The sequence below is a fragment of the Sphingomonas sp. LY29 genome, from assembly GCF_035593985.1.
GTDB lineage: Bacteria > Pseudomonadota > Alphaproteobacteria > Sphingomonadales > Sphingomonadaceae > Sphingomicrobium.
Genome location: NZ_CP141587.1, coordinates 1,582,543 through 1,605,000, shown reverse-complemented (window position 1 = coordinate 1,605,000; position 22,458 = coordinate 1,582,543). Strand labels below are relative to the sequence as shown.

At 67.3% G+C, this 22,458-nt stretch carries 20 protein-coding genes (1 of these 20 only partly in view); 8 read left to right on the top strand and 12 right to left on the bottom strand.

Annotated elements, in window-relative coordinates; translation table 11 throughout:
- The 6 genes from SH584_RS08155 to hisS all read right to left on the bottom strand — a co-directional run.
- Nucleotides 1–893, bottom strand: partial view of a DUF4139 domain-containing protein gene (locus SH584_RS08155; RefSeq protein ID WP_324806190.1) — the 5' portion only. It extends 637 nt beyond the left edge of the window; 893 of the gene's 1,530 nt are visible here — the first part of the coding sequence; it begins with the start codon at nt 891–893; its stop codon lies beyond the left edge, outside the window.
- Nucleotides 894–903: 10 nt separating this feature from the next.
- A complete protein-coding gene (locus SH584_RS08150; protein WP_416385126.1) occupies nt 904–2,304 on the bottom strand; it encodes a DUF4139 domain-containing protein in 1,401 nt (466 codons plus the stop codon).
- A 115-nt stretch (nt 2,305–2,419) separates the two neighbouring features.
- The gene (locus SH584_RS08145; RefSeq protein WP_324806185.1) at nt 2,420–3,193 is read right to left on the bottom strand and encodes a DUF4167 domain-containing protein; all 774 of its coding nucleotides are present in this window, start codon (nt 3,191–3,193) and stop codon (nt 2,420–2,422) included.
- 247 nt (nt 3,194–3,440) lie between these two features.
- Nucleotides 3,441–4,265, bottom strand: coding sequence for a peptide chain release factor N(5)-glutamine methyltransferase (gene prmC, locus SH584_RS08140; RefSeq protein WP_416385125.1), 825 nt, complete (start codon nt 4,263–4,265; stop codon nt 3,441–3,443).
- A complete protein-coding gene (prfA, locus tag SH584_RS08135; RefSeq protein ID WP_416385124.1) occupies nt 4,262–5,368 on the bottom strand; it encodes a peptide chain release factor 1 in 1,107 nt (368 codons plus the stop codon). The genes prmC and prfA overlap by 4 nt, the downstream gene beginning before the upstream one ends.
- Entirely contained in the window at nt 5,332–6,609 is a 1,278-nt protein-coding gene (gene hisS / locus SH584_RS08130) for a histidine--tRNA ligase (protein WP_324806180.1), read from the bottom strand. Before hisS ends, prfA begins: the two co-directional genes overlap by 37 nt.
- Before the next feature lie 54 nt (nt 6,610–6,663).
- Here hisS and SH584_RS08125 point away from each other — a divergent pair, with 54 nt between their 5' ends.
- Both SH584_RS08125 and ppa read left to right on the top strand, forming a co-directional pair.
- Nucleotides 6,664–8,598 carry a M61 family metallopeptidase gene (locus SH584_RS08125; protein ID WP_324806178.1) on the top strand — a complete coding sequence of 645 codons (1,935 nt, stop codon included), beginning with the start codon at nt 6,664–6,666 and terminating at the stop codon, nt 8,596–8,598.
- Between the two features lie 55 nt (nt 8,599–8,653).
- A complete protein-coding gene (gene ppa, locus SH584_RS08120; RefSeq protein ID WP_322841697.1) occupies nt 8,654–9,196 on the top strand; it encodes an inorganic diphosphatase in 543 nt (180 codons plus the stop codon).
- Here the strand turns inward: ppa and SH584_RS08115 are convergent.
- Nucleotides 9,193–11,847: a TonB-dependent receptor plug domain-containing protein gene (locus SH584_RS08115; RefSeq protein ID WP_324806177.1), complete on the bottom strand. Its 2,655-nt coding sequence runs from the start codon at nt 11,845–11,847 to the stop codon at nt 9,193–9,195. The two genes, ppa and SH584_RS08115, sit on opposite strands and share 4 nt — an antisense overlap.
- 101 nt (nt 11,848–11,948) lie before the next feature.
- On the opposite strand from SH584_RS08115, the gene SH584_RS08110 reads away from it, so the two are divergent.
- Entirely contained in the window at nt 11,949–13,466 is a 1,518-nt protein-coding gene (locus tag SH584_RS08110) for an amidase (protein ID WP_324806176.1), read from the top strand.
- On the opposite strand, the gene SH584_RS08105 is transcribed toward SH584_RS08110, so the two are convergent.
- Nucleotides 13,456–13,770, bottom strand: coding sequence for a DMT family transporter (locus SH584_RS08105; RefSeq protein ID WP_324806175.1), 315 nt, complete (start codon nt 13,768–13,770; stop codon nt 13,456–13,458). The genes SH584_RS08110 and SH584_RS08105 overlap by 11 nt on opposite strands.
- Nucleotides 13,771–13,823: 53 nt before the next feature.
- Between SH584_RS08105 and SH584_RS08100 the strand changes: the two genes are divergently transcribed.
- Entirely contained in the window at nt 13,824–14,468 is a 645-nt protein-coding gene (locus SH584_RS08100; RefSeq protein ID WP_324806173.1) for a DUF1345 domain-containing protein, read from the top strand.
- Here SH584_RS08100 and SH584_RS08095 read toward each other — a convergent pair.
- Nucleotides 14,465–15,364, bottom strand: coding sequence for a DMT family transporter (locus tag SH584_RS08095; RefSeq protein ID WP_324806171.1), 900 nt, complete (start codon nt 15,362–15,364; stop codon nt 14,465–14,467). The genes SH584_RS08100 and SH584_RS08095 overlap by 4 nt on opposite strands.
- Before the next feature lie 41 nt (nt 15,365–15,405).
- Nucleotides 15,406–16,539, bottom strand: coding sequence for a flavodoxin-dependent (E)-4-hydroxy-3-methylbut-2-enyl-diphosphate synthase (ispG, locus tag SH584_RS08090; RefSeq protein ID WP_416385123.1), 1,134 nt, complete (start codon nt 16,537–16,539; stop codon nt 15,406–15,408).
- Between the two features lie 97 nt (nt 16,540–16,636).
- On the opposite strand from ispG, the gene SH584_RS08085 reads away from it, so the two are divergent.
- The 4 genes from SH584_RS08085 to SH584_RS08070 are packed head-to-tail and all read left to right on the top strand — an operon-like array spanning nt 16,637 to nt 22,008.
- Nucleotides 16,637–18,802, top strand: a complete 2,166-nt coding sequence (locus SH584_RS08085) for a toll/interleukin-1 receptor domain-containing protein (protein WP_324806166.1) — start codon at nt 16,637–16,639, stop codon at nt 18,800–18,802.
- 2 nt (nt 18,803–18,804) lie between these two features.
- Nucleotides 18,805–19,266, top strand: a complete 462-nt coding sequence (locus SH584_RS08080; RefSeq protein ID WP_324806165.1) for a hypothetical protein — start codon at nt 18,805–18,807, stop codon at nt 19,264–19,266.
- A 20-nt stretch (nt 19,267–19,286) separates the two neighbouring features.
- Nucleotides 19,287–21,089 (top strand): DUF4231 domain-containing protein, encoded by a 1,803-nt coding sequence (locus SH584_RS08075; RefSeq protein ID WP_324806163.1) that lies wholly within the window; start codon nt 19,287–19,289, stop codon nt 21,087–21,089.
- A gap of 31 nt (nt 21,090–21,120) precedes the next feature.
- Nucleotides 21,121–22,008, top strand: a complete 888-nt coding sequence (locus SH584_RS08070; protein WP_324806161.1) for a S1/P1 nuclease — start codon at nt 21,121–21,123, stop codon at nt 22,006–22,008.
- Here SH584_RS08070 and SH584_RS08065 read toward each other — a convergent pair.
- Together SH584_RS08065 and SH584_RS08060 are read right to left on the bottom strand one after the other, a co-directional pair.
- Complete coding sequence (locus tag SH584_RS08065) at nt 22,005–22,253, bottom strand: hypothetical protein (protein ID WP_324806160.1); 249 nt, start codon at nt 22,251–22,253, stop codon at nt 22,005–22,007. The genes SH584_RS08070 and SH584_RS08065 overlap by 4 nt on opposite strands.
- Nucleotides 22,246–22,452, bottom strand: a complete 207-nt coding sequence (locus SH584_RS08060; RefSeq protein ID WP_322841709.1) for a type II toxin-antitoxin system antitoxin — start codon at nt 22,450–22,452, stop codon at nt 22,246–22,248. The genes SH584_RS08065 and SH584_RS08060 overlap by 8 nt, the downstream gene beginning before the upstream one ends.
- Nucleotides 22,453–22,458 lie beyond the last annotated feature (6 nt).

Here is a 22,458-nt window from a genome sequence, read left to right as displayed (position 1 = left end):
GGAGGAGGTGGCGGCGGGGGCGGAGGAGGCGGTGGAGGCGGAGGCGGCCCGTAATCCTCTTCCTCGAGCGGGATTTCGTGCGTGCGGTCGTCGGGCCAGCAATTGAGCGAGATCGGCCGGACCTCGGGAGGCTGGATGCGAACTTCCTCGCGATTGAGCCGGCCCGCCACCGCCATCGTCTCCGCATCGACGAAGCCGGTCTCGTCGCCATTCGCCAGCGTCAGCCACGCGAACAGCGACGCCGTCTTCCCGTCGGGCGCCAGGGTGGCGACATAGTGCGCGCGCCAGTCGAAGTCGCTGCTGAGGTAGGTCAGCTTGACCGTCGCTTCGACGGGTCGCTCAGCCCGAAGCCGCACCGACAATGTCGGCTTGGCGGAGAGAGTCGCCGGCACCTTGTCGGGAAGCAGCGTCTCGCCGAGCCCGGTACAGCGAAGCGCCTCGACCCCCTCCGCCGTCTGAAGGACCACGCCATTGGTGGCCGACCGGATCACCGCGTCCTGCACGCGCACCGCCCCGGTCGCGCGCGACGTCCGCCGAAGCGTCACGCGTCGGCCCAAGGATTCCTGTAGCAACGTGCCGGGCGACAGCAATTTCGCGTCGCGGTTCTTTTCGGTCACCCCGTCGCCCAAGCCATCGACGACCGCGCTCTGCGGAATCAGTCCCCCCGCGACCCCTTCGAACCGCAATTCGCTCTCCCCCGCCGGGAGCGACACGCGACGCGTTTCGCTGATCAGCGCGAATCCATTCAGCCAGCCCAGATCCATCGGCCCCCGGCCATTGGGCGCGCGGTAGACGGTGACCGCCACCGCGTCCGCCCGCGGCGAGACGACGACCGTCTGCGCGAAAGCCGACGAACTTGCCAACGCCATCAGCAGGAGTGCGCCGACGCGCATCGTCCGCGCCTTAGTAGCGCGTGTCGAAGGTCGCGGTGACGACCGCTTCGCCATTGGCCGGCACGCCGACCTTCCAGCGGATCTGGTCGGCGTTCAGACGCTCGCCCTCCTGGCTTTGCGCCGTGACCCGAACGTCTCCCCAAAGTCCGTCCTGCACCAGGTCGACGGTCACCGGTGCCGGCCCGGCATTAGTCAGCGTGTAGCGCATCCGCGTCGTCCACCGCGCGCCGTTGGCACTGGCGCGGACTCGTTCCTCGACGACGGGACGGACCTTGACGTCGAACGCCTCGCCCGTCGCGAGCGACAGGTTGGATCCCATCGGCGTGTGGCCGATCTCATGCTCGCCGACGAACTGGGGATTTCCACGCGCGTCGCGTTGATAGACGCGCACCGTTCCCGCCGGAAGCGCATCGCCCAGACCGGCGGCGCGGCTGCTCGAAAAGCGCAGGACACTCGACGCGCTGCGCGGTTCCGCGGACGTGCCGAGCCAGCCATTGCGATACTCATACGCGCGCGCGGCGGTCGCCCCCTTCACGTCGAGGAAGCTGACCTGCTTGGTCTGCTTGTCGGCAATCGTCGTTCGTTCGGGCAGGGGATAGAGATAGAAGCCGCCGAGCCGTTCGCGGCCCGCGGTCTCGGTGCCCGCATCGACCATTCCGCCGCGCGACGGATAGCCGCGACCGCCACCGCCGACTTCGCCTGCCACGAGCAAGGTGCGCGCATTGGTGAAAGCGGTGCCACTGCTGTTCGTCAGCGTGATCCAGCCCTGCACGTCCATCCGGCCATTGGCCTCGTCGAACAGCGCAACATAGTCGGCCGACCAGCCAAGACCGCCCGACAGATAGTTGAGCGTCACCGGCTGGCGCCCGCCGCGCGGCGTTTCCATCGTGATCGACAGGGTCGGCCGCGCACGAAGCTGCTCTGGCACCCGGTCGAAGATGACGCGCGTTGGCAGGCCGTCGTCGCGAAGCACCTCGATGCGATTGCCGATCTGCATGACGACCCCGCCATTGGCCGCGAGGATGCGTGCCCGCTCGCGAGTCTCGGCTCCGTTGGCGGGGTTGGTGCGGACCAGCGTCACCGTCTCGCCCACCGCCTTCTGCATCATCGCGGCGGGGGTCAGCAGGTCGAAATCGAAATTCTGCTCGATGATGCCGATGCCTTGGCCGGTCAGCGTCACGGTCTCCGGACGGATACGCGCCGACACATCCGGAAACTCCTGACGCGATCGCCCGGCGGGGAGCGACAGCTCACGCCGATCCTGGATCAGCGCGCGGTCGTCGTTATAGATGGTGATCGCGACATCGCCTTGGGCGGTGCGGGTCGGGGATGGCAGCACCGGCTGGATCGCCGATTGACCGAACAACGGCGCACTGGTCAACAAGGCCACGCCGACAACAAGCATACGCATGCTCACTCTCCCCCTACTCACGCATGATCGTGATTCATTGCGCGGTGAAGTCAAGCGAGCATGAAAAAGGGCGAGCCGTTTCCGGCCCGCCCTTCATGCGTAGGTCGATGAGGATTTAAGCCGCCGGAGCGATGTCCTCGCCGTTTTCGTCACGCGGCTTGCGGACGCGGCGACGCGGCTTGGGCGCATCTTCGGCCACCTCGTCCGACGTCCCGATCGCGGGGGGCAGCACGCCCATCGCGATCCGCTCTTCGCCATTTTCATTGTCGCCGGCGTCACGGCGCGGCGTGCTCGGCCGATCGCGCTGCGGGCGGTCGCCGCGGTCGTTGGCGAAGCGCTCGCGCTGCGGCCGGTCTTCGCGCGGGGCGCGTTCGGGACGATCGCTGCGCTCTTCGCGCGGTGCCCGCTCGGAGCGTTCCTCACGGGGGGCGCGGTCTTCACGAGGTGCGCGCTCACTGCGCTCGTTGCGATCACGGCGTTGCGGACGGGCACGGACGTCGTTGTCGCCGTCCTCGTCGCCCTCGTCCTGGCCGTCCGAGTTCATGTCCTCGTCGCCGTCGAACTCTTCGTCTTCGTCGTCGCGGTTGCGGCGGCGCTGCTGGCCTTGGCCCTGCTGCTCTTCATAGCGCGAGCGGCTTTCCTCGAGCACGCGGAAATAATGGTCCGCGAACTGAAGATAATATTCGGTCTGGACGCGGTCGCCCGCGAGTTGCGAATCGCGCGCCATGCTCTTGTATTTTTCAAGCAGCTGGGCGGCGTTGCCGCGCTGGCGAGTATCGCGGGCATTTCCGCCGGCATTGCCGGACATACCCTGGGGACGCTGTCCACCGCGACCGCGACGGCGGCCGCCTTGACGATTGTTGATCAAATTTTGGCTTCCCTGTCGCACTGGCACCCGTCTTGCCGAGCGCCCCTATTCTTCCCTTCCGGGGTAAGGTTTTGTCCCTTCGCGACGGCCGGCCAGCATCGAAACGCTGGTCGACCCTCCCTGCCGGTCTGCGTTGCCCTTGAGCGTACGGAAGAGCGGCAATGTTCGTCGGGGGTCAGCGGCGGGGGCGCGTCATTTTCGTGAGAGCAGCCCCGTCCCTGCGTCCCGGTGTAAAGGGCGCAACGCTAAATTCCAAGCGATTTCGACTCTATCCCTTGATAATCAACGCGCGCGGCCGCCCACCGAGGTCGCGCGCGAGCGTCGACGGGAGGCCCTCCGCATCGAACAGCGCTGCCGCGCTCGTCGCCTGGTCGTAGCCGATTTCGATCGCCGCCAGCCCGCGCGGCGCAATCAATCGGCCGAGTTGCGGAGCGAGCCGGCGATATTCGTCCAGGCCGTCCCCGCCCGCGAACAGTGCCTCGGCAGGTTCGAACTCGGCCACGCCCGGTCCCGTCGGCGCGTCAGTCGCGACATAGGGCGGGTTGATCAACACCAAGTCGAAGCGGCGATTGATCCCCTGCGCCCAGTCGCCCAGCTGCATCGCGGCTCGCCCCGACAGCCCAAGCCGCTCGGCATTGCGCTGCGCGTAAGCCAGCGCGATCGGCGAGGCGTCGACTCCAACCCCTGACGCCTTGGGCCATTCGTCGAGCGCGGCGAGCAACAGCGTGCCCGGCCCGGTGCCGAGGTCGAGGATCGTTCGCGGACCCGCTGTCCCGGCGAAATGCTCGACCGCGCTGGCGATCAGCGTCTCGCTGTCCGGGCGCGGCACCAGTGCGCCGGGCCCGACCTCAAGGTCGATCGTCCAGAAGGCGCGCTGACCGGTGATGTAGGCCACCGGCTCGCCTGCGGAACGGCGTTCTACATATTCTGTGAACGCCGATGGCTCCTCACCCTTCGGCGGCGACAGGATCAGGCGGTCGCGGCCAATCCCCAAAGCGGCCGCCATCAGCAATTCGGCATCGAGCCGCGGCGTGTCGCTGGTCCTCGACAGTCGTTCGGTCGCCCGCGACAAGGCTCGGGAGATGGCGGTCACGCCTCCTCGAGGCCGGCCAGCCGTTCCGCTTCGTCTTCGGCGATCAGCGCTTCGGTCAACTCGCCGAGGCCCGGGCCCTCCAGGATCGTATCGAGCTTGTGCAGCGTCAGGTTGATGCGGTGGTCGGTGACGCGGCCTTGCGGGAAATTATAGGTGCGGATTCGCTCCGACCGATCGCCCGACCCGACCATCGACTTGCGCGTTCCGGCCCGCTCAGACGCCAGCCGTTCGCGCTCCAGTTCAAACAGGCGCGTGCGAAGCACCTTGAGCGCCTTGGCCTTGTTCTTGTGCTGGGACTTTTCGTCTTGCTGGATCACCACCAGCCCCGAAGGAAGGTGGGTGATCCGAACCGCGCTGTCGGTCGTGTTGACCGACTGCCCGCCCGGACCCGACGAACGATAGACGTCGATGCGCAGGTCCGCGTCGTTGATCTGGACATCGACTTCCTCGGCTTCCGGAAGCACCGCCACGGTCGCCGCCGAGGTATGGATCCGCCCACCACTTTCGGTCGCCGGCACCCGCTGGACGCGGTGGACGCCACTTTCGAACTTCAGTCGCGCGAAGACGCCGCTTCCAGCGATCGACGCGACCGCTTCCTTGTAACCGCCGACGTCTGACTGGCTGGCCGAGATCAGCTCGAACTTCCACCCGCGCTCTTCGGCAAAGCGTTGATACATGCGCAACAGGTCGCCCGCGAACAGCGCGGCCTCGTCGCCGCCCGTCCCGGCGCGCACTTCGAGCATTGCCGCGCGCTCGTCGGCGCTGTCCTTGGGGAGCAGCTGCACCGCGAGCGCTCGTTCGGCGACCGGCAGTTGCGCCTCGATCGACGACAGCTCTTCGGCCGCCATCGCGCGCAACTCTTCGTCGGCCTCGCGCGTCATCGCCTGCAGGCTTTCGCGCTCGGCGCGGAGCCGCCGAACCTCGCGCGCCGACGCGGCAACGGGCTCGATCTGCGCATATTCCTTCGACATGCGGACGAACTCTTCGGGCGGAAGATCGCCCGCCGCCATCGCCGCCGCGATCTCGGCCTTCTTCGTCTCGATCGAGACGATGCGGTCGAGCGAGATCATCGCACAGCCTCGCCGCCCGAAATCGATCCCCATCCAGACGGGAGTGCGCGCTCGACCGTCGCAAGCTGGTCGGCCGCGAGGCGATGGCCTCCGGCAAGGTGCAGCCGCGGCTGGCCATCCGAATTGGCCGGTCGCACGATCAGCACGCCATCGGCGTCAGCCTTCTTCGCCAGCTCGATCTGCCGCTTGGCCTTCGCGGCATAGCTCATCGCTACGGCAACGCCGTTGGACCGAAGCGCCGAGCGGATCGCTTCGGCCTCCAGCGCCTGGTCGGGACTGTCAGCAATGACGGCGATCACGAACCCGTCGCGAACCGGCGCATCGATCAGCATCGACAGTCGCTCGATCCCCGCCGCCCAGCCGATCGCCGGCGTGTGCGGCCCGCCCAGGCTTTCGATCAGCCCGTCATAGCGGCCGCCCGCCAGCACCGTCCCCTGCGCGCCGAGCGCATCGGTGATGAATTCGAACGCGGTATGGCGATAATAATCGAGCCCCCGCACCAGCCGCGGCGCGCGCTCCCACGCCACCCCGGCGACGTCGAGCCCGGCGGTGACTGCCGCGAAGAAGTCGCTCGCTTCGCCGGTCAGAAATTCGTCGATCCCCGGCGCCGCGTCGACGATCGGCCAGTCGGCGTGCGCCTTGCTGTCGAGGATGCGCAGCGGATTGCGGTCGAGCCGGTCGCGGCTTTCCTCGCTAAGGTCGGCGCGGCGGCTCGCGAAATGCTCGTGCAGCGCATCGCGCCATGCGCTCCGCGTCTCGGGGTCGCCAAGCGTGTTGAGCTTCAGGATGACTCCCTCGATCCCCAGTTCCTTGAGCAACTGGGCGCCGAGCGCGATCGCCTCAACGTCTGCTTGTGGTTCCCCCGCCCCGATGATCTCGGCGTCGAGCTGATGGAACTGGCGGAAGCGACCCTTCTGCGGGCGTTCGTAGCGGAAAGCCGGACCATGCGTTGCGACCTTCAGCGGCGCATATTGCTGCCAGCCTTCGCTTAAATAAGCGCGCGCGATCCCGGCGGTGAATTCGGGACGAAGCGTGACGTTATCGCCGCTTTTGTCCTCAAACGAATACATTTCCTTGGACACGACGTCAGTGGTCTCACCCATCGTCCGCGCGAACACCGCCGTCGGCTCCAGCACCGGCACCTCGACACGGCGGAAGCCGTACAGCTTTCGCACCCGGTCGAAGGCGGCGACGACCGCATGGAATCGGTCGGCTTCTTCACCGAGCAGGCTCTGCATGCCGCGAATGGGCTGGGGGGTCTGGATTTTCGACATATGGTTGTCAGCGCCACTAGCGGTGCTGTGGCGACGACGCTAGCCTCCCCGCCCATGACCAGCCTGTATCGCGCGCTCGCGCTCTCCGTCTCTTTGCCCCTCTCGCTGATGGCGACCGGCGCCCTTGCTCAGAACAGCGCGCCGCAGCCGGTGCCCTACGTTTCCACCATCCCCGTCGCCCGCGACGTCGCCTATCCGGGCACGATCCGCCTCAACGTCGACGCGACCGACCTCGACCGCCGGATCCTCAAGGTTCGCGAGACCATCCCGGTCGCCAATCCGGGCCGGATGACGCTGCTGTTCCCGCAATGGCTTCCGGGGAATCACGCACCGCGTGGCCAGATCGAGAAGCTCGCCGGACTGGAGATTTTCGCCAACGGCCAGAAGATCGCGTGGACCCGCGATCCGGGCGATGTCTATGCCTTCCACATCGACGTTCCGGCCGGCGTGAGCGAGGTCGAAGCGCGCTTCATGTTCCTCACCCCAACCGCGCCCGACCAGGGCCGCGTCACGATCACCCGCGAAATGATGAACATCCAGTGGGAGCAGGTATCGCTCTATCCCGCCGGCTATTTCACCCGCCGGATCCCGATCGTCGCGACGCTGACGGTTCCCCCCGGCTGGCGTGCCGCGACCGCGCTTCGCCCCGCCGCTGGCGCGGCTCCGGCGGCCAACGTCATCACCTACGGCCGGGTCAGTTACGAAACGCTGCAGGACTCGCCCGTCTTCGCGGGCAAATATTTCCGCGCCGACGACCTTGGCCATGGCGTGACGCTCAACACCGTCGCCGACACCGCCAAGGAACTCGCGCTTCCCGCCGACATCCTCGCCAAGCATCGCAAGCTCGTCGACCAGTCGATCAAGCTGTTCGGCGCGCGGCACTACGATCATTACGACTTCCTGCACGCGATCACCGACCGCCTCGGCGGAATCGGCCTGGAGCATCAGCGCAGCAGCGAGAACAGCAACGATCCGGGCTATTTCATCAACTGGAAGGACAGCCTGTTCGACCGCAACCTGTTGCCGCACGAATTCGTACACAGCTGGGACGGCAAGTACCGCCGCCCGGCCGACCTGTGGACGCCCGATTTCAAGACGCCGATGCGCGACAGCGGGCTGTGGGTCTACGAGGGCCAGACGCAGTTCTGGGGCTATGTCCTCGAAGCGCGATCGGGGCTTTCGACCAAGCAGGAAGTGCTCGACAAGCTGGCGCTGATCGCCGCCGGGCTCGACAATCAGGCGGGCCGCGCGTGGCGCCCGCTGATCGATACGACCAACGACCCGATCATCTCCGCCCGCCGACCCAAGGCGTGGCCGAGCTTCCAGCGGTCGGAGGATTATTACAACGAAGGCCTGCTGATCTGGACCGAGGCCGATGCGATCATCCGCCAGGGCACCGCCAACCGCCGCGGCATGGACGATTTCGCGCGCGCCTTCTTCGGGATCAACGACGGCGACTGGGGGCAGGTCACCTACACTCGCGACGACGTGATCGCGACGCTGAACCGCATCCACCCGTACGACTGGGCGGGCTTCTTCCGCGCCCGGGTCGACACGGCCAGCCCGCGCGCCCCACTCGAAGGCTTCACGCGTTCGGGCTATCGCCTGGTCTACACCGACACGATGACCGACGCGGCGAAGCTCCGCGCCCGGCTCGGCAATTACGAAGATCTCGGCCTGTCGATCGGCATCAATGTCGGCCGTGAAGCGCGCATCACCTCAGTCGCATGGGGGTCGCCCGCCTTCGATGCCGGCCTGACCGTCAACCAGACGATCGTGTCGGTGAACGGCAAGGTCTACAGCGGCGAGGCGATCCGCGCCGCGATTACCGCGGCGAAAGGCGGCAATGCGCCGATCCGCCTGATGGTCCAGCGCGGCGACGAAGTGCGGCCGGTCGACATTCGCTACAACGGCGGCCTTCGCTATCCGCGTTTCGAAAAGGTCGGTCGCGGCGACGGCCCCCTCGACCTGCTGCTTCGCGCGCGATGAGCTTCCGGCGCGGCGGGGGTTGCCCTCGCCGCGCAGGGGCTTAAGGGCCGCGTCCATGAACATCGACCTGATTCCAGCGGGATCCAACCCGCCCCACAGCATCAACGTCCTCATCGAAGTCCCGATCGGTGGCGAGCCCGTCAAATATGAATTCGACAAGGTCAGCGGCGCGATCTTCGTCGATCGCATCCTGCACACGCCGATGCGCTACCCCACCAACTACGGCTTCATTCCGCAGACCTTGTGCGATGACGGGGATCCGCTCGACTGCCTGGTAATGACCCGTTGGCCGCTGATCCCCGGCTCGGTCATCCGCGCGCGCCCCGTCGCGGTGCTCTATCTCGAGGACGAGGCCGGCGGCGACGAGAAATTGCTGGCGGTGCCCGAAGCGTCGACCTCGCCCTATTATGCCGACGTGATGGAAGGCACCGACCTTCCCCCCATCGTGCTTCAGCAGATCGAGCACTTCTTTACCCACTATAAGGACCTCGAGCCCGAGAAGTGGGTGCGGATCGGCAAGTGGGGCGATGCCGCCGCCGCCAAGCAGGTCGTCCTCGATTCGATCGCGAAGGCGGACGCGAAGAACGCCGGGGTTTAACTCCCGGCGTTTCGCCCTGCCCCGGCGGCGCGGCGAATGAAGCGGCGCGGCAGGAACAGCTTGCGGATCGTGATCCCAACGGTGCGACCGATCGGCTCGATCAGTCCGGGCTGGTAGCTGAACGGCGTCTCGCCGAACGCATCGCGCACCTTGGGGCGTGCATTGAAGACGTTGTCGACGTCGAACCGCACCGAAGTCCCTGCCAGCCAGGGATGCTTGGCAACGAGGTCGAACCGCTCGCCGAGATTGGCGAACAGGCGAAGATCGACATCGGCGTAGGGCGAGAACCGAAGCTCGCCCGCGCCGCTGTCGACACGCGACGCGCTGCGGACATTCGCTTCGATCCGCGCTCCCAGCCCATTGTTGAAATAGCCGGTCTCGACGCGAACCTCGTGCCGGGGCCTTCCGCCCGACTGGCCGAATGCCTCGCCATCAAGATAGTCGAGGTCGGGCAGGCCGTCGGCGATCGTCACCCGATCGACCAGATTGACCGTGTGCGTCAGCGAAAAGGTCAGCCGGCCGCCGTTGCGTCCGCCAGCGAAGCGGCCACCGCCACCTCCGCCCGGACCGCCGAAGCGACGACCGCCACCCTCTGCGGGCGGTGGCGCGGCGCCAGCTTCGCCTGCCGGCGGAGTCGGAGCGGTGCCGGTTGGCGGTGTCGCTGCGCCGGGCTGCCCCGTGGCGTTCGCTGCCCCAGGACGCTGACCCGGCGCACCGAACCGTTGACGGAGCGCGGCGATCGCCGCCGGTGACGGCGCGGCCGATTTCAGAGGCTTGGTGAAGTCAAACCCCCAGCGAAAGGTGTCGCGGCGCGACTTTTCGAAGTTGACCGGGCGCAGGTCGACCCGCGTCAGATTGCCGTCGGCATCGCGTTCGAAGCGGTCGGGGAAGGCCGCTTCCAGCGCGGCGGTCGCGGCCGGAAAGCTTGCCTGCGGCCGGTCGATCGTCTGCCGGACATATTCGGCGCGAAGGCGCAGATCGAGCGACTCCTTCGGCTGCCAGTTGCCGCCGACCTTGAACACCGATCGCCGATCCGCATCGAGGTCGGGGTTCCCGCCCGTCACGGTCGTCACGAACACGGTTTCGCCGCGGGTGAAGTCGAAGAAGCGGTTGCCCGGCGTTTCGAGCAGCGGGTCGCCCAGCTGCTGCAGCGACGGCGCCCCTTCTTCGCGGGTGAAGCTGGTCAGCAGGTTCAGTCGGTTCTTCGGCGACCAGTTGAGGCCGCCGCCATAGGTTGTCAGCGTCCCGAAATCGCTCAGCTGGGTCAGGCCGGCATTAGCGTTGGCCGACAGCCTGCCGATCGGCGAATCACGGCGCGTGATCGGAAGGTCGAGGTTGACCGAGCCTTCGCCGCTGTCGCGACCGAGATCCGAACGCGTCACGATCCCGGCGCGCGTCGCGCGGCTGTCGAGGTCGACGCTCGACGCTCCGACCTTGAACGTCGCGGTCGCATTGCCCGCCGGAAGCTCGAACAAGGGACCGTTGGCGGTCGCGTCCGCGGTCAGCGACCGGCGAACCGATCGCGCGCGATTGAGGTCGAGCGCGTCGAGCGGCCCCAGATCGCCGAGCGGGTCGAAGGTCGCATCGCCGGCATCGAGCCGGGCCTGCGCGAGGCTGAGGTCATACCCCTGATCGCTCCGGGTCGTGCTTCGCGACAATTCGGCATTGGCCGTCGACGAAAGCCGCCAGCGTCCCCGCTGAGTATTGAAGGCAGCGCCGAGCGCGCCGCTATCGGTGACCGACCGCCGGGTCAGCGGATCGCCCGGGAAGGCGCGCAGGATCTCGGTGCCGTCGTCGTCGAGCGTTCCGACCGGAACTCCGAACCGCGACCGACCGGCCTCTCGCGACACTTCGCCGGTAAAGGTCGCCGATACGTCCTCAAGGATCGTACGGTTGGCGGTTCCGGTCAGGCGGACATTCTGCCGCGCACCGACCAGCGTCCGCGACGAGCGGGGATCGACCGCGGTCGGCAGGCTGAGGATCGGCTGGAGCGCGATGTCGCGTTCGTCCTCGAACAAGGCGCTGTTGCCCTCGGCGCGAATGTTGAACGACGTCCGCCGCCCATCTCGGATCGTCAGGCGCGTCCCATCGAGCTGGCCGGCGACATAACCGCCCTCGGTCGCGGTGCGGGCGCGCGCCTCTACGCTCGTCGAGTTGAAGCGGCGGCGAAGCACGATGTTCACCACGCGCTGGTCGGCGGCATACCCATATTTCAGCGCAACTTCCTCGGGCAGGATTTCCATCCGCTCGATCGCTTCGGGCGGAAGATCGCGAAGCTCGCGAAAGCCCGAGATTCGCGCCCCGTTGAGCAGCAGGACCGGCCGCCCGCCCGAGCGTCCGCGAGCGCTGCCGGTCTGGGCCGCGACCGAATCAAGCAATTCGCTGATCGAGGTCGCGCCGGTCGCTCGGATGTCGCGCGTGTTGAGCGTGTTCTCGGCGGGAATGTCGCCGATGACCGAACCGCGAAGGCGCTGGCCGGTCACCACCACTTCTTCCGCCTCATCCTCGACCGCCATGTCGTCGACGACTTCCTCGGCCACCGGCTGGGTGGCTTCGGAGGTGTCGGCGGGCGGAGCGGCCACTTCCTGCGCATGGGCCGCGAGCGGCGTCGTGGTGGCAAGGAGCAGGGCAAGCGGAGAAAGGCGGTTCATGGCACTCGTAACTGGCTGGGGACGGGAAAGGTCCGGGTGGCGGCCGCAACATGAAGCTGCCATGACTGCTGCCTATTCTTCGACGAAGGGGGTCGTGGCGGATGACGAACGGGCAGAAGATGTGGCTGGCGGCGGTGACGTTGGCGACCGCGTCACCGCTGGCGGCGCAGGGACCGGCGGAGGTTCGGGTCCGCGATGCGCTTCAGCGGATCGAACGGCTCGACCGCGACGTGAACTCGGTGCTCGCCGTCAATCCCGACGCCGTTGCGCAGGCGCGCGCCGTCGATACCCGCCCCGGCGGCGGGCCGCTGGCCGGCCAGCCGATCCTGATCAAGGACAATATCGAAGTCGCCGGAATGCCGACGACCGCGGGCAGCCTTGCGCTCGTCGCCAACGACACCCGCCGCGACGCGCCGATCGTCACGCGCCTGCGCTCGGCCGGGCTGGTCGTGGTCGGCAAGGCCAACCTCAGCGAATGGGCCAACATCCGTTCGGGCAATTCGATCTCGGGCTGGAGCGCGGTCGGCGGACAGACCCGCAACCCGCACGCGCTCGATCGCAACCCGTGCGGATCGTCGAGCGGCAGCGGCGCCGCGGTCGCGGCGGGCATCGTCCGCCTCGCGATTGGCACCGAAACCGACGGGTCGATCACCTGCCCCGCCGCGATCAACGGCATCGTCGGGTTCAAGCCGACCGTCGGCCTCGTCAGTCGCACCCACATCATCCCGATCAGCGTCAGCCAGGACACCGCCGGCCCGATGACGCTGACCGTTCGCGAAGCCGCCGAGTTGCTGACGGTGATCGCCGGGTCGGACCCCGCCGACCGCGCGACCCGCGAAGCCGATCGCCGCCGCGTCAATTATGCCGCGGCGCTCAAACCCAACGCGCTTCGCGGCACCCGCGTCGGGGTGATGCGCTTTGCCGACGGATTCGGCACCGATGCGCCGTTCGAGGCCGCGCTCGCGCTGCTCAAGGCGCAGGGAGCAACGTTGGTCGACATCGCCAAGTTCGACGACGCTGGCATCGGCTCGAACGAATTCACCGTGCTGCTGACCGAGTTCAAGGACGGGCTGAACGACTATCTGAAGTCCTCGCCCGCGCCGATCCCGGTGCGCAGCCTGGCTGACGTGATCGCCTTCAACCGCGCCACCCCGCGCGAGCTCGCGCTGTTCGATCAGGGCAACTTCGATCAGGCCGAAAAGACCAAAGGCATCAAGGACCCCGCCTACCTCGCCGCGCGCGCCAAGTCGCTTCGGCTGGCCGGCGCCCAAGGGATCGATCGCCTGATGCGCGAGAACAGAGTGGTGGCGCTCGTCGGTCCGACGATGCCGCCCGCGTGGAAGATCGACGCGGTCAACGGCGACCAGATTTCGGGCGGTGGCGCAGGGAGCCTTGCCGCCGTGGCGGGCTATCCGCATCTCACCGTGCCGATGGGCCAGGTGAAGGGACTTCCGGTGGGCCTGAGTTTCCTTGGGGCAAAATGGTCCGACGCGACGATCCTGTCGCTCGGCAATGCCTACGAGATGGCGCGCGGTCCGCTGCCGGGCGCCCGCTTCCTGCCCGCGATCGAACAGGCCCCCGAGATCGCGCCGCTGCTCGCGAAACCCGTCAGGCGGTAATCTTCAGCGCGGCGATACACGCGACGATGCCGAGAATGAGCAGCAGCCGGATCGTGGTGTTCGGCTCGTCGAAAAAGGCCATGCCGACGATCACGGTCCCGACCGCGCCGATCCCGCCCCATACCGCATAAGCGGTGCCCATCGGGATCGTGCGCGAGGCGACTTCGAGCAGGCCCATGCTCGCGGTGACCGATCCAAGGAAGGCCAGCGTCCACGGCAGGTTGCGAAACCCGTCGACGAAGCGAAGCGCGGTGGTGAAGCCGACTTCGAACACCCCTCCCAGGATCAGCAGAAACCACGCCATCGTTGATCCTTTCGCCCGCGCAACCAAGACCTGTTGCCCTCGTTGAACGCGTCATGCCCGTCCCCGCCACCATCGGCAACACCATCGCGCCGCCGCGCTTTCTGGCATTCCTGCTGCTGTTCGCCGCGGCAAGCGCGGTGGCGCTGCGATGGTGGGACTGGGAGTTGGCGCTGATGGCCGGCTTCGACGTCGGCGCGGCGCTGTTCCTAGTCAGTTGCGCGCCACTGTTCCTTCATCACAGCGACCAGATGCGGGCGCTGGCCGCGCGCAACGATGCGAACCGCACCGTGATGTTGCTGGTCAGCGGGCTGGTGGCCACGGTCATCCTCGTCGCCGTGGCGGTCGAACTGTCGACCGAATTCACGCTGAGTACGCGCGAGAAGGTCGGCATCGCCGCGACGCTTGTGCTGGTGTGGAGCTTCGCCAACGCCATCTGGACGCTGCATTACGCGCACATCTTCTACACGCCCGGGATCGACGATCGCGACTGCGGCGGGATCGATTTTCCCGGCACCGACAAGCCCGACATGGCCGACTTCGCCTATTTCGCCTTCACCATTGGGGTGGCAGTGCAGACCGCCGATGTCGCGATCACCTCGCGCCATGTCCGCCGGGTCGTCCTGATCCAGTCGATCGCCGGCTTCTTCTTCAACCTGTTCGTGCTGGCCCTGTCGATCAACGTGCTCGGCGCACGCTAGGCGCTCGCTTCCAGCGCGGGATGCTCGACCGGGCGACTGCGCGCCGCGAAGATGCAGCCCGCCACGATCAGCGCGGCGCCGACGAGCGTGAACGGCGACACCTGTTCGCCGAACCGCCACCAGCCGAGCGCGATCGCCCATAGGAAGGCGCTATATTCGGTCGTCGACAGATAGGCGGCGCCCGCCCGTGCATAGGCCCAGCCAAGCAGCATCAGCGATCCCAGCGCCAGCGCGGCGGCAAGGATTAGTTCGGGCCAATGCCCGGTCGGCAACGGCGGCGCGCCGATGGCCGGCACGAGCAAGACAAGCACCACCGCGATGACAAGGTTCTGGAAAAAGGCGATCTCAACCGGCCCGGCATTCTGCGCCTGCCGCCGCATGACGATGATGTTGAAGGCGTAGATCACTGCCGAAAACAGGATCGCCACCGATCCGCGCAGCGCGACCGGGCCAAGTTCGGCCTGCGCCTGCCCGATGAAGATGATAACCACCCCGACGAACGCCGCCATCGATCCCAGCGCGGTGCGGCGGCCGATCGGCTCCTTCAGCAGCAGCGCTGCAAGCACCAAGGCGATCAGCGGCGCGATGAACGTCAGCGCGACCGCCTGCGCCATCGGCACCCGCGCCAGCCCCCAGAAGAAAGCGAGCGCCATCGGCACCATCATCACGCCGCGAAGCACGTGCCAGCCGAGCGCCGCGCGCGACGGCCACGCCTTGCGGAGCGCGAAATAGGGAATAGCCGCAATCAGAATGCCGACCAGCGACCGCCACAGCATCGTCGGAAAGACGCCGATCGCGATCGTCAGGCCCTTCATGACCATGTCCATGATCGAGAAGAGCGCGATCCCGGCGATGCCCGCGGCATAAGCGGCGATCAGATTGGGGCGCGGGGTCATGACCGCGCCTTAGCGGGCGTGACGGGCAAGCGAAACGGCGATCAGGCCGCGTCGCGCGTCTGGCTGATCCCCGCCTCGATCTCTGCTGCCTTGGCCTCGACCAGCTTGACGATATGCTCGATCATGTCGGCGTCCTGGACATGGTGGTCGGTGACCCCCGACAGGAACACCATATGCTTGCCGTTGCCGCCGCCGGTGAGCCCGATGTCGGTTTCGCGCGCTTCACCCGGGCCGTTGACGACGCATCCGAGTACCGACAGCGACATCGGTGTGCGAATATGCTGCAGCCGTTCTTCCAGCGCCTGCACCGTGCGGATGACGTCGAAGCCCTGGCGCGCGCACGACGGGCAGGAAACGACGCGGACGCCGCGATTGCGGATGCCGAGCGCCTTCAGGATTTCGTAGCCGACGCGGACTTCCTCTTCGGGCTCGGCCGACAGCGAGACGCGGATCGTGTCGCCGATCCCCGCCCACAACAGGTTGCCCATGCCGATCGCCGACTTGACCGTGCCGCCAACGAAGCCGCCAGCCTCGGTGATGCCAAGGTGCAGCGGGCAATCGACTTCGCCCGCCAACTGACTGTAGGCCGCAACCGCGAGGAACAGGTCGCTGGCCTTCACCGCGACCTTATACTCGCGGAAATCATGGTCCTCGAGGATGCGGATATGGTCGAGCGCGCTCTCGACCAGCGCTTCCGGGCACGGCTCGCCATATTTTTCGAGCAGGTCCTTCTCAAGGCTGCCCGCGTTGACGCCGATGCGGATCGCGCAGCCGTTGGCCTTCGCGGCGTTGACGACTTCGCGAACCCGCTCGGCCGATCCGATGTTGCCCGGGTTGATGCGCAGGCACGCGGCGCCGGCATCGGCGGCTTCGAGCGCGCGCTTATAGTGAAAGTGGATGTCGGCGATGATCGGCACGCGCGACGCGCGGACGATCTGCTTCAGCGCGGTGGTCGATTCGACGTCCGGACACGACACGCGGACCAGGTCGACGCCAGCCTCTTCGCAGCGGCGGATCTGCTCGATCGTCGCCTTGGCGTCGGAAGTGGGCGTGTTGGTCATCGTCTGGACGGTGACCGGCGCATCGCCACCGACGGCAACGTTGCCGACCATGATCTGACGGGATTTTCGACGCTCGATCGTGCGCCACGGACGGATCGCGGACATGGGCCGCATATAGGCGGTGCGTGGGCCGGGCGAAAGCACCCTCGCGATTCGCTGCAGTTAACGTGGCGTGCTAATAGCGGTTAACGGAGTCGCGCGGGGGTGGTCGATGACCGAACTGACCCAAATTGGACGACGCCCGCGTGCGCGCGGATCGCGATCCCGTCGCCATTCTCCCCAGCAACGCTACATGGCCTTCCTCAGCTACAGCCATTCCGACGAGGAAACGGCCGGCTGGCTGCACGATCGTCTCGAGCGATTCCGGGTCCCGCCGCGGCTGGTCGGTCGCCTGACCGAGGTCGGCCCGGTCCCCCATCGCCTGACCCCCATCTTCCGCGATCGGCATGAGCTTGCCGCCGCGGGTGACCTGAGCGACGAGATCGAGGAGGCGATCGCCGGATCGCGTTTCCTGATCGTCCTGTGCTCGCCCAAGGCCGCGACGTCGCGCTGGATCGACGAGGAAATCGACTGCTTCAAGCGAATCCACGGTGAGGAGCATATCCTGGCCGCCATCATCGACGGCGAGCCCTACGCCAGCACGATGCCGGGGCGCGAGGCGGAAGAATGCTTTCCCCCCGCCCTGAGGGTTCATTACGACCGCCGCGGGAAGCCGACCGCCAAGAGGGCCGAGCCGATCGCCGCGGACCTTCGCGACAGCGGGGACGGGCGTCAGGCCGGACTGCTCAAGATTGTTGCCGGGATGCTCGGGGTCGGGCTCGACGACCTGGTGCAGCGCGAAGTCCTTCGCCGCCAACGGCGGATGACCTTGATCACCGCCGCATCGGTCGCGGGGATGCTGGTCGCCAGCGGGCTCGCCTACACCGCCGTCCAGGCCCGCGACGAGGCTCGCGACCAGCGGCGCGAGGCGGAGGGGCTGATCGGCTTCATGCTCGGCGACCTGCGGCAGAAACTTGAACCGCTCGGCCGTCTCGACGTGCTCGATTCGGTCGGGGTGCGCGCGCTGGAATATTATGAAGGCCAGGACCAGAAGAACCTCGGCGACGCCGCGCTCGCGCAACGCGCCAAGGCGCTGACGCTGATGGGCGAGATGGCGTTCACCCGCGGCGACCTCGACGGCGCACTGGCGCGATACCGCGAGGCAATGGCCAGCACGGGGGAAGCCGCGCGGCGCAATCCCGACGCGCCGCAAGGCCTGTTCGACCATGCGCAGAATGTCTTCTGGGTCGGCTACATCGACTATCAGCGCGGTCGCCTCGACAAGGCCAACGCCGCTTTTCGCAAATATCGAGCGCTTGCCGATCGAATGATCGCGCTGGCCCCCGCGAGGGACGAGTATCGGCTGGAGCGAATCTACGCCGACACCAACCTTGGCACCGTGCTGATGGACCAGCGCAAGTATCGCGAGGCGGCTGCGGTGTATCAGGACACCCTTGCCCCGGTCGAGGCGCTAGCGGCGCGAACGCCAACCAATCGCGACACGCAGGTGCAGTTGTCGGACACGCTCGCATGGCTGTCCGACGCCCGAGAGAAGTCCGGCGAACTGGAAGAGGCGCTGGCCCTGCGCGAACGGCAGGTCGCGCTGTTGTCGCGACTGTGGGCCGCCAATCGCGGTGATACCGACGTCCGGCGGATGGAATTGACCGCCCGCCGCGCGATCGCTCGCCTCCTCGCCGCCAAGGGTCAGATGCCGCAGGCGCTTGCGCAGGCCGGGCAGGCATCGGCGATCGGCCAGTGGCTGACGCGGACAGAGGCGAACAATACCGAGTGGCTGCAAGCGGGTGCGGGCGCCGACTTCGATCGCGCCGCGCTCGAACTGGCTTCCGGACGCGCCGATGCGGCCGCCGCTTCGGCAGGGCGGGCGTGCGACGTGACACGCCGACTGATCGATCGCGACCGCAGCGTCACCAAGTGGCGCACCACGATGCAGTTCACTTGCCTGACGACCAAGGCGCGGGTCGCGCTCGGCAGCGGGCGGAATTCGGAGGCGGCCGACCTGTCGCGGCAAGCGCTCGCGATCGCACGCGGCCACGCCAATCCGATCGATCGCGGCTTCGCGCTCGCCACCGCCGACCTGACGCTGGGCCAAGCTCTGACGAAAGCCGGGCAACGCGAGCAAGCGCTCGGTGCATGGCAGCGCGCCGCGACGAACTGGCCGGCCAACGTCGAACAGACCCCGCGCGAGATTGCCGAGCACGTGGTCCTGCTCCGTCGGCTCAACCGTGGCGCGGAGGCAAGTGACTTGGCCCGCCGCCTCTCGGCGATGGGCTACCGCGAGCCGACCTATCTCACCGCCGTTCAACAGGGAGGAAGCTGACAATGTCGCTGGAAATGGGAAACAGTCCGTCGCCGTCGATGGCCAACAAGGTCCACATCGACGTCGTCGCCACGCTGGACGACGGCGAGGTAAAATTCGAGTGCGGTTGGAAGATGCCCAATGGCAACAAAGGCAGCGGGCCGATCGACCTTCCGCGCGGAAGCGGTGCGCATCACCTCATATTCGACCTCGACGACAAGACCGGCCTGAAGCTCCGCTATTTCGACGACCCGACCGACGCAATCTGGATCGCAGTCGGATCGTGCCCGTCAGGTCCGGGCAACGGCAATGGGCAGATCGCGCATTCCGACGTCGACCTGAATCGCAAGAAGCTGACCATCCATGACCGCAACGAAGGCGGTGCGGTCGACCTGCACTATGCGCTGCGCTTTGACGGCGATCGGTCGAAGTCGGGCCCGCCCTATAACTACGATCCGATTATCCGAAACGGCGGCAGCGTCTGACGAGGATGACCGAAGGCGGCATGGCGCGGGGGCAGTCCCCGCCCCTGCCGCCGTTCGCAATGACGTTGGGCATCGTCGGTCACCGCGAAGAACTGATCGCGCCGCATCGGGCATCGACCGGCGCGCGGATCGACGAGGCGATCGACGCGCTAAAAGCGTCGGCGCTCGCGCTTCACGAACGCGAGCGGCGTTGGTTCGACGCGTCATCGCCACTGCTGTCGCTGGTCTCGCCACTCGCCGACGGCGCGGACCAGATGGCGGCTCAGTCGGCGATCGATCGCGGCTTCGCGCTGCAGGCGATCCTGCCCTTCGCGGTCGCCACCTATCGCGAGACCTTGCCCGATGCCGCGCGCGCATCGTTCGAACGCCTGCTCGACAAGGCGGCGTGCCGGTTCGAACTTCCGGGCGATCTTCGGCAGCCGCTACAGGCCTATGTCATGGCCGGCCGCGCGACAGTGGCGCAGGCCGATATCCTGATCGCGGTGTGGGACGGCCAATTCCCGCGCGGTCGCGGCGGAACCGGCGAAGTGGTCGAATGGGCAATCGCGCGCGGGACACCGGTCCTCCAGATCCCGATCGACCCCGCCGCGCCGATGACGCTGATCTGGAGCGCTTACGATCCGGCGGTGATTACCAGCCACAGCAGCGACATCGACCGACGGCGGTTCGATCGTGACCAAGTCGACGCACTGCTGGTCACGCTCTTGTCGCCACCGATCGACCCGCGCGAACGCGGCTATCTTGAACGGTTCGGTCGCGAACGACGGCGCAACTGGCGGCTTCGGCTCGAATATCCGATGCTGCTGGCGGCGACCGGCGTGTCCCGCCTCGGATGGGCGACGCTTCGGGAAACGGCATCGGAGTCGGCTGGCGACCGCGACTGGCATCACGGCTGTGCGGGTTGCGCGGGGCGGCACGGCGTGGCCGTCCCGCTCGACCTGGTCGGCGACACCCACCGCTGGAGCGATCGCCTCGCCAGCCGGTACGCCCAGACATATCGCAGCGGGCACGTCCTGAACTTCGTCCTCGCCGCGAGCGCGGTCCTGATCGGGCTCGGCGGATTCCTGTTCGCCGAAGCGCGCCTGTGGCTGGCAGCGATCGAATTCGTGCTGGCGCTGACCATCATCGTCAACACGCGGGTCGGCGTCGCCCGCGAATGGCACCGGCGCTGGCTCGACTATCGCCAACTTGCCGAGCGCCTTCGTCCCTTTCGAAGCCTGAAACTGATCGGCATCGCCGCCCCCGACCCGCCGGGAAGCGCAAGCAACCCGGTCTCGCGAAGATGGACCGAATGGTATGCAACCGCCGTATGGCGCGCGATGGGCTGCGCCAGTGGAGCCGTGACAGCGGCGGAGGTGTCTCGGATCGCAGCGTCGATCGCAACGCATGAGGTCGATCCGCAGGTTTCCTATCACCGCCGGAACAGCCGCCAGATCATGGCGCTCGACGAACGGCTCGAACGGGTCAGCGCGACGATCTTCATCGTCACGCTGCTGGCATCCGTGGCGACGATCGCCGCCTTGGTGCTCGCCCCGCAGTGGGTCGATCGCTGGCAAGACTGGCTGACCCTGGTGTCGGCGGGGCTGCCGGCTGTCGGCACCGCCGTCTTCGGAATCCGTTTCCAGGGAGATTTCGGCGGAAGCGCGCTTCGATCAGACGCGACCGCCACGGCGCTCGGCGACCTGTCGCGGGAATTGCGACGCCCCGCGCTCGGCTTGAGCCGCGTCGCCGACCTGACCGAGCAGGCGGCACGCGCGATGTTCGCGGATCTCAGCGAATGGCGGCTCGTCAATCAGCAACACGACCTGTCGATATCAAGCTGAAATCCGCGGCGAAGTCGCTACAGCGCTAACCATGCCGAATCGTCTTTTCGCCGCGCTCGCCGGCGCACTCGCCCTGTTCGCCGCGACTCCCGCCGCCGCTTATTGGGAATATGGCCACGAAAGCGTCGCCCGGATCGCGTGGGAGCAGATGCGCCCGTCAACGCGGGCCAGGGTTGCCGCGCTGCTGCGCCAGGGCCGATCGGTCGAAACCCCCGACTGTCCGATCAACACGCTGGAAACCGCGAGCGTCTGGGCCGACTGCGTCCGCCCGCTCGAGCGGTTCAACTACACCGCGCCGTGGCACTACCAGAACGTCGACGTGTGCAAGCCGTTTGACCTAAAGGGTCCGTGCCGCGACGGCAATTGCGTGTCGGCGCAGGTCGAGCGCAACGCGCGCCTGCTTGCCGATGCCAAGGTCCCGACCCGCGAAAAGGTCATTGCCTTGGCGAACCTGATCCATTTCGTCGGCGATCTTCATCAGCCGATGCACGCGGGCGATCATGGCGATCTTGGCGGCAACCGCGTCGCGGCCAATTACGGGCTGATCGGCGGGCGCACCAATCTGCACAGCATCTGGGACGGCTGGTTGGCCGAGCGCGCCATCACCACCCCGCCGGCGGGACCGTCGAATTTGTTGGCCGCCATCGCCCCTGCCGAACGTGAGCGCATCGCCGGCGGGACGGTCGAGGAGTGGAGCCGAGAGATGTGGGCGAAGTCGCGCGACCTTGCCTACAAGACCACCGTCGGCGACCCCTGTGGGACCGTCGCGCCGGGCCGACCGGTGCTCGACGAGGCCGAGGTGCAGGCGTTGATCCCGTTGGTGCGCGAGAACGTCACCGCCGGTGGACTTCGCCTCGCCCGCCTGCTCGACGACGCGCTCGGCCCCGAGGGAAAGGCGCCGCCTGCCCGTCGAAACTAGTCCAGCCGGTCCCAACGCCAACGCCAGCCGCCGCGGGTGGTTTTGGCGGAGACGAACAGAAATAGCAGGGTCGCGGGCACGATCACCGAAATGAAGCCTAGTACGCTGCGATCGGCGAGGAAAAGCCCGGCACCAAGCACGACGACCATGTAACCTACCATCAGCGCCCAGCCTTGCCACGCGATCGGAAGGCCGGCGCCATAGCCACGCTTCTTCGCCGAAAACCACTCGAGTCGATCACTCATTGCTATCCTCCTTCGGTGGCCGGCCGCGCCGGACCGGCTTGGGCGCGGCCAGCTTGACCCCGCGATCCTTCATCGCCTCGCGCAGCAGGCATTCGACCTGCGCGTTGACCGACCTCAGCTCGGTCGCGGCGAGCCGCTCGATCGCGGCCCACAGCGCCGGGTCGACCCTTAGCGGGTAGGATTTGCGGGCGTCGGCCAAGTCGCT

Bases quoted from the DNA above. Each gene is read 5' to 3' on its own strand.
- SH584_RS08075 (WP_324806163.1), top strand. From the start codon at position 19,287: ATGGCGCGGGGGCAGTCCCCGCCCCTGCCGCCGTTCGCAATGACGTTG.
- SH584_RS08070 (WP_324806161.1), top strand. From the start codon at position 21,121: ATGCCGAATCGTCTTTTCGCCGCGCTCGCCGGCGCACTCGCCCTGTTC.
- SH584_RS08095 (WP_324806171.1), bottom strand. From the start codon at position 15,364: ATGACCCCGCGCCCCAATCTGATCGCCGCTTATGCCGCGGGCATCGCC.
- SH584_RS08100 (WP_324806173.1), top strand. From the start codon at position 13,824: ATGCCCGTCCCCGCCACCATCGGCAACACCATCGCGCCGCCGCGCTTT.
- SH584_RS08065 (WP_324806160.1), bottom strand. From the start codon at position 22,253: ATGAGTGATCGACTCGAGTGGTTTTCGGCGAAGAAGCGTGGCTATGGC.
- SH584_RS08110 (WP_324806176.1), top strand. From the start codon at position 11,949: ATGACGAACGGGCAGAAGATGTGGCTGGCGGCGGTGACGTTGGCGACC.
- prfA (WP_416385124.1), bottom strand. From the start codon at position 5,368: ATGGGGATCGATTTCGGGCGGCGAGGCTGTGCGATGATCTCGCTCGAC.
- SH584_RS08125 (WP_324806178.1), top strand. From the start codon at position 6,664: ATGACCAGCCTGTATCGCGCGCTCGCGCTCTCCGTCTCTTTGCCCCTC.
- hisS (WP_324806180.1), bottom strand. From the start codon at position 6,609: ATGTCGAAAATCCAGACCCCCCAGCCCATTCGCGGCATGCAGAGCCTG.
- SH584_RS08115 (WP_324806177.1), bottom strand. From the start codon at position 11,847: ATGAACCGCCTTTCTCCGCTTGCCCTGCTCCTTGCCACCACGACGCCG.
- ppa (WP_322841697.1), top strand. From the start codon at position 8,654: ATGAACATCGACCTGATTCCAGCGGGATCCAACCCGCCCCACAGCATC.
- SH584_RS08150 (WP_416385126.1), bottom strand. From the start codon at position 2,304: ATGCGTATGCTTGTTGTCGGCGTGGCCTTGTTGACCAGTGCGCCGTTG.
- ispG (WP_416385123.1), bottom strand. From the start codon at position 16,539: ATGCGGCCCATGTCCGCGATCCGTCCGTGGCGCACGATCGAGCGTCGA.
- SH584_RS08105 (WP_324806175.1), bottom strand. From the start codon at position 13,770: ATGGCGTGGTTTCTGCTGATCCTGGGAGGGGTGTTCGAAGTCGGCTTC.
- SH584_RS08085 (WP_324806166.1), top strand. From the start codon at position 16,637: ATGACCGAACTGACCCAAATTGGACGACGCCCGCGTGCGCGCGGATCG.
- SH584_RS08080 (WP_324806165.1), top strand. From the start codon at position 18,805: ATGTCGCTGGAAATGGGAAACAGTCCGTCGCCGTCGATGGCCAACAAG.